A 13,076-nucleotide genomic window follows, 5' to 3' on the forward strand; every position below is an offset into this window, starting at 1 on the left:
CTCCGGCGCAGCGACGATGGATTCCCAGACCTCAGAGTCATCCCAGGCATCACAGTCACCCCATACGTTCCAGGTCGACCTGCGTGGCTTGGTGGACCTGCTCTCCCATCACCTGTACTCCAGTCCCAAGGTCTACCTGCGCGAGCTGCTGCAGAACGCGGTGGACGCGATCACCGCGAGACGGGCCGAGCAGCCCGACGCCCCGGCGCGGGTGCGGCTGTACGCGGACGGCAGTTCGCTGCGGGTGGAGGACAGCGGCGTCGGGCTCACCGAGTCGGACGTGCACACCCTGCTCGCGACCATCGGGCGGAGTTCCAAGCGCGGGGACGGGCTGCAGGAGGCCCGCTCCGACTTCCTGGGGCAGTTCGGCATCGGGCTGCTGGCCTGTTTCGTGGTCGCCGAGCGGATCCGGGTGGTCAGCCGCAGTGCCCGGACGCCGGACGCGCCGCCCGTGGAGTGGACGGCGCGGGACGACGGGTCGTACACCGTGCGGACGTTGGCGCCCGAGGCCCGTCCGGAGCCCGGCACCACCGTGCATCTGGTGGCACGGGCGGGTGCGGCGGAGTGGCTGGACGAGCGGCGGGTGCTGGCGCTGGCGCGGGACTTCGGTTCGCTGCTGCCGTACGACGTCCGGGTGGGCGACGAGGCGGTCACCGACCTGCCGGCGCCCTGGGACCGGTCGTACCCCTCCCCCAGCACCCGGCGGGTGGCGCTGGCCCGGCACTGCCAGGAGCTGTTCGGGTTCACGCCGTTGGACTCGATCGCCCTCGACGTTCCGCTGGCCGGGATCCGGGGGGTGGCGTATGTGCTGCCGTCGGCGGTGAGCCCCGCCCAGCGGGCCACGCACCGGGTGCACCTCAAGGGCATGCTGCTGACCGAGCGGGCCGAACAGCTGCTGCCCGACTGGGCGTTCTTCGTGCGCTGTGTGCTGGACACGGACAGTCTGCGGCCGACCGCCTCGCGCGAGTCGCTGTACGAGGACGAGACGCTGGCCGCCGTACGGGAGGCGCTCGGCGAAAGGATCCGGTCCTGGCTGACCGGGCTGGCGGCGGGTGATCCGGAACGGCTCTCCGCGTTCCTGTCCGTGCACCATCTGGGCGTGAAGTCGCTGGCCCGGCACGACGGCGAGATGCTGCGGACGATGCTGCCGTGGCTCCCCTTCGAGACCACCGACGGGCAGCTGTCCCTGGAGGAGTTCGCGCAGCGGCACCCGGTGGTGCACTTCACGCGGTCGGTCGAGGAGTACCGGCAGGTCGCGCCGATCGCCTCCGCGCAGGGCATCGGGGTGATCAACGGCGGTTACACGTACGACAGCGAGCTGGTCGAGGCGCTGCCGTCGGTGCGGCCGGGGACGGTGGTCGCGGAGCTGGACGCGGACACCGTGACCGCGCATCTGGACACGGTGGACCCGGCGGAGGAGCTGGCGGTGGCGGGGTTCCTGGCGGCGGCGCGGGCCAAGCTGGACCCACTGCAATGTGACATAGTGCTCCGCGCCTTCCACCCCCTCTCCGTCCCCGCCCTCCACCTCGACGACCGCGCCGCCCGCCATGAGCAGGCCCGCGCGGAGGCCGAGGAACAGGCGGACGACCTGTGGGCGGGCATCCTGGGTTCGCTGCGCGGCAGTGCGCCCCGCGCGCGGCTGGTGCTGAACCACCTCAACCCGCTGATCCGGCGGATCAGTTCCCTGAAGGACCCGGAGCTGATCGGCACCGCGACCGAATCGCTGTACGGGCAGGCGCTGCTGATGGCGCAGCGCCCGCTGCGGCCCGCCGACTCGGCGCTGATCAACCGCTCGTTCATCGGCCTCCTGGAATGGGCCACTCATGGGGAGGGTGACCGCTGATGGGCGAGATCACCGACTTCGACTCGCTGCGTCGCGCGATGGCCGAGAACTCCGAGGAGCCGGAGGGGCCCGCCCGCAATGCGCGCGCGGAGCTGCTGCTGCTGGAGGCCGAGAAGCTGAACATCCCGCTCGCCGTGATCGAGGCGCTCGGGCACCAGCTGAAGGTCTACAACTACAGCTCCGAGAAGGACAAGATGTTCGTCCCGTTCGCGCGGCTGCTGCGGCTGTGGGACGAGCGGCCCGAGGACTTCGACGAGTACGAGACGCATTCGCTGCACTGGGTCTTCAAGTGGATGTCCGCCGGCATGCTCGACCAGCCGCACATCCCGCTCGCCTCGATCGAGAAGTGGCTGGGCGAGATGGAGCACCGCTACCGGCTCGCCGGGCACTCGGAGCGGGCGGTGCGCAGTGCGGAGTTCAGTGTCGCCGGGCACATCGGGGACCTGGCCCGCGCGGAGCGGGCGTACGCGGCCTGGCTGGCGGCGGACCGGGACCGGATGGCCGACTGCCACGCGTGCGAGCTGCACGGGCAGGGCGGCTGGCAGTTGAAGAACGGCCGGGACGAGGAGGCGCTGGAGCTGTGGCGGCCGGTGCTGGAGGGCGAGTACAGCTGCGCCCATGAGCCGCACACGGTGCTGGCCTCCTCCCTGGTCCCGCTGCTGCGGCTGGGCCGGGTCGACGAGGCCCGTGCGCATCACCTGCGGGGGTTCCGGCTTGTCCGGCCGATGGAGAGCATGCGGGGCGCCTACGCGGACCATGTGGAGTTCTGCGCGCTGACCGGCAACGAGGCGCGCGGTCTGGAGCTGCTGGCGGAACGTCCCGCCTACTTCACGGACACCGGGCAGCCGCGCAGCCGGATGGACTTCATGGCGGTGGTGACGCTGCTGATGGACCGGCTGACCGGGCTGGGTCTGGACGGGCAGCGGGTGCCGGGGCCCGCCGGGCGGACGTGGACCGCCGGGGAACTCGCCGTCCACGCGCGCGCGGAGGCGCTGGAGCTGGCCGCGCGGTTCGACGCCCGCAACGGCACCTCCCATGTCGGCGACCAGGTGCGCGAGCGCATGGCGCAGCGGCCGCTGGTGGAGCGGCTGCCGCTGGGTGTGCGGGCGGCCCGGACGGCGCCCGCCGGGCCGGTCGCGCCGGTGCTGCGGGCGCCCGCGCCAAAGGAGCCGGAGGAGCGTCCGGAGCTGCCCGCGCTGCTCGCCGAGGCCCGGCGGCTGTCGGACACTCTCCAGCCGCACGCCCTGGAGGCGTGGGCGGCGGTCGCGGAGGCCGCCGAGGAGACCGAGGTGGACACCTACGTCCGCGCGGAGATCACCGATCACACGGCGATGGGACGCGGCCCGGAGGGCGTGGAGCTGTTCGAGCGGGCCGCCGAGCTGTACGCGGAGGCGGGCGACGAGGGCGAGGCGATCGCGGCACGCGGGCGTGCCGCGTACGTACGGGCGCTGGCCGGGGAACTGGACGAGGCGCTGGCCGCGATCACCGACCCGTACGACCGGATCCTCGCGCTGTACGCCGACGACGCCACCGGGGTGCGGCAGACGGCGTCCGTGCTGATGAGCAGGGCGCGGATCCTGATGCGGCTGGTGCACGAGCGGTCCGAGGGCGCGGGCGACGCCGAGCAGGCCGTGCGGGAGCTGCTGGCGCTGGTCGGCGGGCGCGGCGGGGCCGACGTACGGCTGGTGTCCCGGGCGGCCGAGGGGCGGGCGATGCTCGCCGAGCTGGCCGAGCACGCCGGGGACGGGGAGCGGGCGGGCGAGCTGTTCCGGCAGGCGGCGACGCAGTTCGCCGGTGCCGAGCTGCCCTGGTTCGCGGTCGAGTACGAGGTGCGGGCGGCCGCGCTCGCCCATGAGCAGGGCGACCTGGCCGAGGCGGAGCGGGCGCTGCGCTCGGCCCTGGAGCACGGCGGGCCGTATGTGGAGCCGGTCGGGCGGGCCCAGCTGCATCTCCAGCTCGCCGAGGTGATCGGTGGGCGGGGGGCGGCCGAGGAGGCCGCCGAGCACGCCCTGGAGGCCGCGCACTGGGCCGACGAGGCCGGGGAGAGCGGCACGCTGGGTGCCTGGGCCCGGCACCAGCTGGGCGGCTTCCTGCTGCGCCAGGGGCGGTTCGCGGAGGCCGCCGAGGTGCTGGAGTCGGCGCTGGGCGACCTGAGCGCCGACAAGCACGGGGACGGCGCCGTGGTGCAGACGCAGTGGTGGCTCGGGGACTGTCTGAGCGAGCTCGGCGAGCACCACGCGGCGGCCGAACGGCGGCTGCAGGCGGCCGAGATCGCCCGGCACTGGCCCGAGCAGCACGACCACGCCACCCTCGCGCACCTGGCCGCCGAGTCGCTGGGCAACGCGGACCTGCCCGTCGAGGCCGACCGTGCGTACACGCGCGCGGGCGAGCTGTGGCGGGCGGTGGGCAATGTGCACTTCCTGGTCCGCTCACTGCGGGCCCGCGCGTGGCTGGCGCTGCGTACCGAGGCGGGGCCGGCAGGCGCGCGGAGGCTGATGGCGGACGCGGTCGGGGAGTGCGAGTCGGCGTTGGAGACCGTCGCCGAACCGGCCGCGGCCGAGCGCCTCGCCGCCGAACTCGGGCACACGCACCGGCAGTTCGGTGACCTGCTGGCCCGGTCGGTCCCCGAGGACGCCGAGGACGTGGCGATCCAGGAGGCGTTCGAGGCGGCGCTCGCCGAGATGGCGGCGGCGGTCTCGGTGTTCGCCGCGCTGGGCGAGGACGGGCTGCACAGCCGTACCGGCGCCGAACTCGCGGCGGGCTGGTTGGAGGCCGATCTGAGCCGGCCGGCGGACGCGGCGGCACGCGCGCGTGCGGTGCTGGACGCCTACGAGGGCGCCGACCCGGCCGACGAGACGGTCCGGGCCCGGCGGGCGGAGGCCCGGCAACTGCTGGAGCCCACCGAGGAGTGAGCGGCCGGTCTACTCGACGCCGATGAGGAGCGGGGCTTCCTGCCGGCCGCCGGCGTAGACCACCGTGTCGACGGCGAGGTACGCCTCGCGCACGCGTGCCTCCAGGCGCTCGGCGACGCCTGCGGGCGCCTCGTCGCCGAGGACCAGGGTGACCAGCTCGCCGCCGGCCTGGAGCATGCGGTCCAGGACGGTCTCGGCGGTCGCCGTCACGTCCGAGCCGATGACCGCCACGTCGCCGTCGATCAGGCCCAGCACGTCCCCTGCCTGGCAGATGCCGGCCATGGTCCAGGACTGCCGTTCCGCGACCACGACCTCGGCGTGGCGGGTGGCGCCGGCGGCCGAGGTCATCTGGACGACGTCCTCGTCGAAGCGGCGGTCCGGGAGGTGCACGGCGAGCGCGGCGATGCCCTGGACCGCCGAGCGGGTCGGGATGAGGGCGACCCGGATGCCCTCCGCGCGGACCTGTTCGGCCGCCGCGGCCGCCGTGTGCCGCAGGTCGGCGTCGTTGGGCAGCAGCACCACCTCGCGCGCGTGCGCGCGGCGTACGGCGTCCACCAGTTCCCCGCTGGCGGGCGGCTCCCCGGGGCGCGCGAGCACGGTGGTCGCGCCGGCCTCGGCGTACAGCGCGGCCAGCCCCTCCCCCGGTACGACGGCCACCACGGCCCGCTGCACCCGCTCGCGCGGCGGCCGCTCCCCGCCGGCGTGCGCGTCCCCGGCGCCGAAGTGGGTGATCCGGATCCGGTACGGCCGCCCGGCCTCCACGCCGGCCTCCACGGCGGCGCCGGCGTCGTCGACGTGCACATGGACGTTCCACAGGCCGTCGCCACCGACCACGACCAGGGAGTCGCCGAGGGTGTCGAGGCGGGCCCGCAGCCGGTCCACGGCGCCGTCCCCGGCCTCCAGGAGGTAGATGACCTCGAAGGCGGGACCGGTGGCGGCCTCGGCGCAGGCGGCGGCCCGGGCGTCGGACACGGCGTCCACGCGCGCGGAGGCGGTCGGGACCGCCGCGTACGCGTGCGGGTCGAAGACCACCGCCTCCCCGGTGAACGCCTCCACCAGCGCCCCGAGCACCGCGACCAGGCCCCGGCCGCCGGCGTCGACCACTCCGGCCCGCTCCAGGGCGGCCAGCTGGCCGGGGGTCGCCGCGAGCGCCTTGCACGCGCCCTCGTAGGCGGCCCGGGCGATCGCCCCGCAGTCGCCCTCCGCCGTGTCGGCCGCGTCCGCGGCGGCCGCCGCGACCGACAGCACCGTGCCCTCCACGGGGTGGGCCACGGCCCGGCGGGCGGAGTCTGCGGCGTGCCGCAGGGCGAGCCGCAGCCCGTCACCGTCGATGTGAGTCGCCTCACCCGTCGCCCCGCCCTCGGTGAGGACGTCGGCCATGCCACGCAGCAGCTGGGCGAGGATCGTGCCGGAGTTGCCGCGCGCGCCTATGAGGGCGCCGTGCGCCATCGCGCGGACGGCGTCGGCCAGGGTCGGGATCTCCTCGCCCAGCTCATAGCCCGCGAAGACGGCCTCCACGGCGCCCGTGGCCGACTCCAGGGTCAGATACAGGTTCGTGCCCGTGTCGCCGTCGGCCACCGGGTAGACGTTGATCGCGTCGATCTCCTCGCGTGCCCGGCCGAGCGCCCCGAGCGACAGGCCGCACCAGGTGCGTACCGCCAGAGCATCGAAGAATGTCTGCGGCACCTGCGCCACCTGCGCCTCCTTGAGCTGGCCGGACGTGGGACGCAGCGTAGACCCCGAAGGGGTGTCCACCGGAAGTGGGCCGGGAGTCGGCCCCTGAGCAGCCATGCTAGTTTCGTCTAACCGACGCAGCCGTTGTATGCTGCTCCGGTTGCCCGATCTGATCGGGCCATTCCCCTGGCAACGCCACTCAAGATCTCTGATCCTCAGGATCTCGATCCCGGCACGCCGGGATCCAACCGTAAGTGCATCTGAAGTCTTTGGAGTGACCCGTGGCTGCCAACTGCGACGTCTGCGGCAAGGGGCCGGGCTTCGGCAACAACATCTCGCACTCGCACCGCCGTACGTCTCGCCGCTGGAACCCGAACATCCAGCGTGTGCGTACCGTGGTCGGCGGGACGCCGAAGCGCGTGAACGCCTGCACCTCGTGCATCAAGGCCGGCAAGGTCTCGCGCTGACGCACTGTCGCTGAGCGCGCGGCCACCGCTGGTTCGCTGCAGAGAGCCGGTCCACCTCAGGGTGGGCCGGCTTTTTGCCGTATCTAAAATGCCGGGATGCGCTTCGGCATCCTGGGTCCCCTGGACGTACGCACCGACGACGGCACCCCCGTCGACCCCGGCGGCCCCCGCCCCCGCGCGCTGCTCACCCTGCTGCTCCTGGACGCCGGCCGCGCGGTCTCCGCACAGCGCCTCACCGACGGCCTGTACGGCGCCGAGCCGCCCGGCGGGGCCGCCAACGCGCTCCAGTCCCAGGTCTCCCGGCTGCGTCGGCGGCTGGCCCCGCACGCCGAGATCGAGGCCACGTCCACCGGCTACCGCATCGCCGTCACCCCCGACTCCGTAGACGTACACCAGTTCGAAGAACGGTCGGCGGCCGGACGTGCCGCCCTCGCCGCCGGGGACCCCGCGCAGGCGGCCGCCCTGCTCCGGGACGCCCTCGCCCTGTGGCGCGGCCCCGCGCTGCCCGACCTCCCGGAGGCGTCCGCCGAGGCCGCGCGGCTGGACGAGCTGCGGACGGCCGCCGTACAGGACCGGATCGAGGCGGATCTGGCGCTCGGCGGCGGCTCCGAGCTCGTACCGGAGCTGCGCGCGCTGCTCGCCGCCCAGCCGTTGGGCGAGCGGCTGTACGGGCAGCTGATGCGGGCCCTGCACGCGGGCGGGCGGCCCGCCGAGGCGCTCACCGTGTACGAGGAGGCCCGCCGCACGCTCGCGGACGAGCTGGGCGCCGATCCCTCGCCGGAGTTGGCCGCGCTCCACCTGGAGCTGCTGCGGGGCACGGAACCCGAGCGGCCCCGGCTGCCGGTCCAGCTCACCCGGTTCGTCGGCCGTGAGCCCGAGCTCGGCCGGATCGCCGCCCTCCTGGCCGACGCCCGGCTGGTCACGCTGACCGGTCCCGGCGGCGCGGGCAAGACCCGGCTGGCGGTCGAGGCGGCCCAGCACCACCCCGGCGCCTGCTTCGTCGAGCTGGCGCCCCTCACCGACGGCTCCCGGGTCCCGTACGCCGTCCTGGCCGCGCTCGGAGTCCGCGAGGGCTTCCGCAGTCCCGCCGCCGACACCGCCGACCGGCTGCTGGCCGCCCTGGAGGACCGCGAGCTGCTGCTCGTCCTCGACAACTGCGAGCATCTGGTGGAAGCGGCCGCCAGGACCGCCGCCCTGCTGCTCGCCGCCTGCCCGGGTGTCCGGGTGCTCGCCACCACCCGGGAGGCGCTCGGCATCACCGGCGAGATCCTGGTCCCGGTGCCCCCGCTGCCGTCGGAACCCGCGGTGCGGCTCTTCCAGGACCGGGCCCGCGCCGTGCGCCCCGGTTTCGACGGCCACGCGCGCGTGGCGGAGATCTGCGCCGCCCTCGACGGGCTGCCGCTGGCCATCGAGCTGGCGGCGGCCCGGCTGCGCACCCTCACCCCCGACGAGCTCGCGGACCGCCTCCACGACCGCTTCCGGCTGCTCTCCCGCGGCGACCGCTCCAAGGCGCCCCGGCACCGCACCCTGCGCGCGGTCGTGGAGTGGAGCTGGGGCCTGCTGGACGAGGAGGAGCGGGAGCTGGCCCGGCGGCTGACGGTGTTCTCCGGGGGCGCGACGCTGGCGGCCGTCGAGGCGGTGTGCGGGCTGCCGTACCCGGAGGACGTGCTGGCCTCGCTGGTCGAGAAGTCGTTCGTGGAGTTCGCGGAGTCCCCCGGGGCGTCCGAGGGGCGCTACCGGATGCTGGAGACGATCCGGGCCTTCGCCGCCGAGAGCCTGCCGGACCCGGAGGCCCTCGGGGACGCCCACGCCGGGTACTTCCTGCGGCTGGCCGAGCGGGCGGAGCCGCGGCTGCGCGGCGGCGGACAGCTGCCCTGGCTGGCCCGGCTGGCCGCCGAGCACGACAACCTGGACGCGGCCCTGCGCCACCTGGTGCGCCGTGACACGGACGGCGCCCTGCGCCTGATGGGCCCCCTCTCCTGGTTCTGGCGGCTGCGCGGACTGCACGGCGAGCGGGTGGGGACGGCGCGGGAGTTGCTGGCCGCCGTCGGCGACGCGCCGCCGCCCGGCCTGGAGGAGGAGTACGTGCTGTGCGTGATCAACGCGCTCTCCGGCGCGGGCGAGGAACCGGAACTCATCGCGCGCGTGGACGCCGTCCTGAACGCGTACCGGGAGCCGCTGCGGCTGCCGTACATCCTGGTGCTGTGGGCGGTCGCGGCCGGTCCGCGGCCCGCCGCCGACCCGCACGCCCTCACCCTGGCCGGCACCTCCCCCTGGGCGCGCGCCCTGCTCGACGTGGGCCTGGGCTTCCGGGCGCAGTTCGCCGGCCGCCCCGAGGAGTCCGAGGAGTACTTCGCCCGGGCGCTGGAGGGCTACCGGGCCGCCGGCGACCGCTGGGGCATGGCCAACTGCCTCGACCCGCTCGGCGCGTTCGCCCACGCGCGCGGGGACTCCCGGCAGGCCCTGGAGCTGCTCGACGAGGGACTGGCGTACATGCGGGAGCTGGCTGCCCCCGAGGAGACCGCCGACCTGCTGCGCACCCGGGGCACCGTGCTCCTGCACCAGGGGGGCACGGCCGCCGCCGAGGCCCACTTCGAGGAGGCCCTGACGCTCGCCCGGGGCGCCGGTCTTCCCGACAAGGTGGCCGCCGCGCGGCGCGGCCTCGGTGACGCGGCCCGGCTGGCCGGGGACACGGCACGCGCGCGTACGCGGTACGAGACCGCCCTGCGGGAGTGTGCCGCCAACTGGTTCAGCGTCGGCGAGACCGTCCGGATCCTCATCGGGCTCGGCCGGACGGCCGCCGCCGAGGGGGACACCGAGGAGGCCCGCGACTGGTTCCGGCAGGCCGCCGAACTTGCCGTCGACGGCCCGGGCGACCTGGAACTCGCCGACGCGGCCGAGGCGCTGGCCTCCGTCGCCGGCTCGGCCGACCGGGCCGCCGTGCTGCTGGGCGCCGGGACGGGGCTGCGGGGCGCCCGCGGCGGGGGCGACCCGGACGTCGTACGCGTCGAGGAGGAGGTCCGGGCGCGGCTGTCGCCCGAGGCCTACGAAGAGGCGTTCCGGCAGGGCCTGCGGCAACGGTCAGCGGCGGTCAGCGAACGGTAGGGGGACGGTCAGCGCCCCCGCCGAGGCTCGTCGCATGACGAAGCAGACGCAGCAGACGAAGAACCTCTCCCACCTCCACGTCCTGATCTCCGGCGCCAGTGTCGCCGGTCCCGCCCTCGCCCTCGGCCTCGCCCGGCGCGGCGCCCGCGTCACGGTCGTCGAGCGGGCCCCACAGCTGCGCGGCGGCGGCTTCGCGGTCGACTTCCGCGGCCATGTCCACCGCACGGTCCTGACCGCCATGGGCCTCTGGGACGAGGTCCACGCCCGCCAGACCCACATGGGCCGCCAGACGGTCGTCGACGCGGACGGCAGCCCGCGCGTGGACCTGCCCGCCGAGCTGATGAGCGGCGACGTGGAGATCTTCCGCGGCGACCTCGCGCTGCTCATGTACGAGCGCACCAAGGACGACGTCGAGTACGTCTTCGGCGACTCGATCGCCACGCTCACCGAGGACGCCGACGGTGTCGACGTCACCTTCGAGAAGGGCGCGCCCCGCCGCTTCGACCTGGTCGTCGGCGCCGACGGGCTGCACTCGAACACCCGCCGGCTCGTCTTCGGCGACGAGTCCCGCTACCTGCGTTTCTTCGACCACTACGTGGCCGGCTTCGACGTCCCCAACCACCTGGGCCTGGACCGCACCGGCCGGGTCTACAGCGAGCCCGGCCGCGCGGTCGTCATCGGCAACTACGACGGCGATCCGGACCGCGCGGGCGCGCTGCTGGTCTTCCGCTCGCAGGAGCTGTCGTACGACCGCAGGGACGTCCCGGCGATCAAGCGGATCCTGAGGGACCGCTTCGCCGGGATGGGCTGGGAGGTCCCGGCCGTCCTCAAGGCCCTGGAGGAGGCCGACGACCTGTACTTCGACGGGATCGCCCAGATCCACGTCGACCGGCTCGTCAAGGGGCGGGTGGTGCTGCTCGGGGACGCCGGGTACGGCGCGACCATGGGCGGGATGGGGACCGGGGTGGCGATCGTCGGGGCGTACGTCCTCGCGGGCGAACTCGCGCTCGCGGGCGGCGACCACCGCACCGCGTTCGCCGAGTACGAGTCCCGGATCCGGGACTTCGCCAAGGGCTGCCAGAAGATCTCCGGGAACGCGGGCCCGTTCTTCGCCCCGCCGACCGAACGGCGCATCCGCAGCCGGGACCGGATGTACCGGGTGCTCGCCTCCCGGCCGCTGGCCCGCTTCTTCAAGAAGATGACGGAGAAGGCGGCGACCGACATCAAGCTGCGGGAGTACCCCTTCTGAGCCCCGCCCCGGCCTCCGCCCCGAGGGCCCAGCCGTGGTCCACGGGCCCGATCCCGGCGCCGAGCGCGAACCCGGCCGCGATCGCCCCGGTGACGTACTCCTTGGCCGCCGCCACCGCCTCCGGCACGGACCGCCCCTTCGCGAGCTGCGACGCGATCGCGGACGCGAGGGTGCAGCCCGTGCCGTGGGTGTGCCGGTTGTCGTGCCGGGGGGCGCGCAGCAGGTGTTCGTCCCTGCCGTCGGTGAGCAGGTCGACGGCTTCGCCGGGCAGGTGACCGCCCTTGATCAGCACCCACCGCGGTCCGTACGACAGCACGGCCGCCGCGGCCCGTCGTAGATCCGCCTCCGACTCGACGTGTACGCCGGTGAGTTGGGCCACCTCGTCGAGGTTGGGGGTGGCGACGGTGGCGACCGGGAGCAGCTTGGTGCGGACCGAGTCCAGGGCGGAGGCGGCGAGCAGCGGGTCGCCGTGCTTGGAGACGCCGACCGGGTCCACCACCACGGGCGCGTCGGTCCCGGCGATCAACTCCGCGACCGCCTCGACGAGTTCGGCGGAGGCCAGCATCCCGGTCTTCACCGCGTCCACGCCGATGTCGTCGACCACGCTGCGGTACTGGGCGCGGACGGCCTCGACCGGAAGTTCCCAAGCGCCCTGCACGCCCTGGGAGTTCTGCGCGGTCACCGCGGTGATCACGCTCATGCCGTGCACGCCGAGCGCCAGCATCGTCTTCAGGTCGGCCTGGATCCCGGCGCCGCCGCCGGAGTCGGAGCCCGCGACCGTCAGCACGCGCGGGACGCTCATGACTCGATGTCCCCGAAGTGGTCCCAGCCGCCCTTGCTGGTCCAGGGCGCCCCGTCGACCGTCACCTGGGGCAGCGCGGACGGGTTGAGTACCTCGCCGATGACCTTCCAGCGGGCGGGCAGCTTCACGTCCGGCGGGAAGGTGGCCACGATCGCGTGGTCCTCTCCCCCGGTCAGCACCCACTGGATGGGGTCGACGCCGACGGCCTGGCCGATGTCGTTCATCTGGGTCGGGACGTCGATCGCGCCGGACCGGATGTCGATCCGCACCTTGCTGGCCTCGGCGATGTGCCCGAGGTCGGCGATCAGCCCGTCGCTGACGTCGCACATCGCGGTCGCGCCGAGCCCCGCGGCGGCCGGGCCCGCGTGGTACGGCGGCTCGGGGCGGCGGTGGGCCTCCACGAAGGCGCGCGGCGAGCGGAAGCCGCGGGAGAGCACCGCGTAACCGGCCGCGGACCAGCCCAGCCAGCCCGTGACGGCCACCAGGTCGCCGGGCTGGGCGCCGGCCCGGGTGACCGGCTCCTGGTTGCGCAGATCACCGAGCGCGGTGATCGACACCATGATCGTGTCGCCGCGCACCACGTCGCCGCCGACCACCGAGGCGCCGGCCACCTGGCACTCGTCGCGGATGCCGTCCATCAGCTCGCTGGGCCAGGTCACCGGGAGTTCGGCGGGGACGACCAGGCCAAGCAGCAGGGCGGTCGGCACGGCGCCCATGGCGGCGATGTCGGCCAGGTTCTGCGCGGCGGCCTTGCGGCCCACGTCGTAGGCGGTGGACCAGTCGCGGCGGAAGTGCCGGCCCTCCAGCAGGATGTCGGTGCTCGCCACGACCCGGCGGTCGGGCGCGGCGACCACCGCGGCGTCGTCGCCGGGGCCGACCCGGACCGCCGGAGTGGTGGTGAGACGGGAGGTGAGCTCCCTGATGAGCCCGAACTCCCCCAGCTCACCAACAGTGCCCTTCATTGCCCTTACGCCCCTTCTCTGCCTTGCCGTGCCCGCTCGCGCGTCATCGTCGTCCTGGATAC

Annotated in this window: 8 protein-coding genes; 5 read left to right on the plus strand and 3 right to left on the minus strand. The window is 74.6% G+C overall.

The genetic code is table 11. The features are described 5' to 3' along the window. Nucleotides 1–16: 16 nt before the first annotated feature. Together ACFZDK_RS32305 and ACFZDK_RS32310 are read left to right on the plus strand one after the other, a co-directional pair. Nucleotides 17–1,843: an HSP90 family protein gene (locus tag ACFZDK_RS32305; RefSeq protein ID WP_390977452.1), complete on the plus strand. Its 1,827-nt coding sequence runs from the start codon at nucleotides 17–19 to the stop codon at nucleotides 1,841–1,843. Further along, nucleotides 1,843–4,755, plus strand: a complete 2,913-nt coding sequence (locus ACFZDK_RS32310; RefSeq protein WP_390977453.1) for a tetratricopeptide repeat protein — start codon at nucleotides 1,843–1,845, stop codon at nucleotides 4,753–4,755. The genes ACFZDK_RS32305 and ACFZDK_RS32310 overlap by 1 nt, the downstream gene beginning before the upstream one ends. 9 nt (nucleotides 4,756–4,764) lie before the next feature. On the opposite strand, the gene ACFZDK_RS32315 is transcribed toward ACFZDK_RS32310, so the two are convergent. Beyond that, nucleotides 4,765–6,450, minus strand: a complete 1,686-nt coding sequence (locus tag ACFZDK_RS32315) for a DAK2 domain-containing protein (protein WP_390977454.1) — start codon at nucleotides 6,448–6,450, stop codon at nucleotides 4,765–4,767. A gap of 260 nt (nucleotides 6,451–6,710) precedes the next feature. On the opposite strand from ACFZDK_RS32315, the gene rpmB reads away from it, so the two are divergent. The 3 genes from rpmB (at nucleotide 6,711) to ACFZDK_RS32330 (ending at nucleotide 11,250) form a co-directional block, all read left to right on the plus strand. Continuing rightward, on the plus strand, nucleotides 6,711–6,896 hold the full coding sequence (gene rpmB / locus ACFZDK_RS32320; RefSeq protein ID WP_003993230.1) for a 50S ribosomal protein L28: 186 nt from the start codon (nucleotides 6,711–6,713) through the stop codon (nucleotides 6,894–6,896). Nucleotides 6,897–6,992: 96 nt separating this feature from the next. Next, entirely contained in the window at nucleotides 6,993–10,001 is a 3,009-nt protein-coding gene (locus tag ACFZDK_RS32325; RefSeq protein ID WP_390977455.1) for a BTAD domain-containing putative transcriptional regulator, read from the plus strand. A gap of 34 nt (nucleotides 10,002–10,035) precedes the next feature. Continuing rightward, nucleotides 10,036–11,250, plus strand: coding sequence for an FAD-dependent monooxygenase (locus ACFZDK_RS32330; RefSeq protein WP_390977456.1), 1,215 nt, complete (start codon nucleotides 10,036–10,038; stop codon nucleotides 11,248–11,250). Here the strand turns inward: ACFZDK_RS32330 and thiD are convergent. Both thiD and ACFZDK_RS32340 read right to left on the minus strand, forming a co-directional pair. Continuing rightward, nucleotides 11,225–12,052: a bifunctional hydroxymethylpyrimidine kinase/phosphomethylpyrimidine kinase gene (thiD, locus tag ACFZDK_RS32335; protein WP_390977457.1), complete on the minus strand. Its 828-nt coding sequence runs from the start codon at nucleotides 12,050–12,052 to the stop codon at nucleotides 11,225–11,227. The two genes, ACFZDK_RS32330 and thiD, sit on opposite strands and share 26 nt — an antisense overlap. Next, nucleotides 12,049–13,014, minus strand: a complete 966-nt coding sequence (locus ACFZDK_RS32340; protein ID WP_046733970.1) for a thiamine-phosphate kinase — start codon at nucleotides 13,012–13,014, stop codon at nucleotides 12,049–12,051. The genes thiD and ACFZDK_RS32340 overlap by 4 nt, the downstream gene beginning before the upstream one ends. Nucleotides 13,015–13,076 lie beyond the last annotated feature (62 nt).

It is taken from the genome of Streptomyces sp. NPDC007901 (assembly GCF_042959465.1).
Taxonomy (GTDB): Bacteria; Actinomycetota; Actinomycetes; order Streptomycetales; family Streptomycetaceae; genus Streptomyces.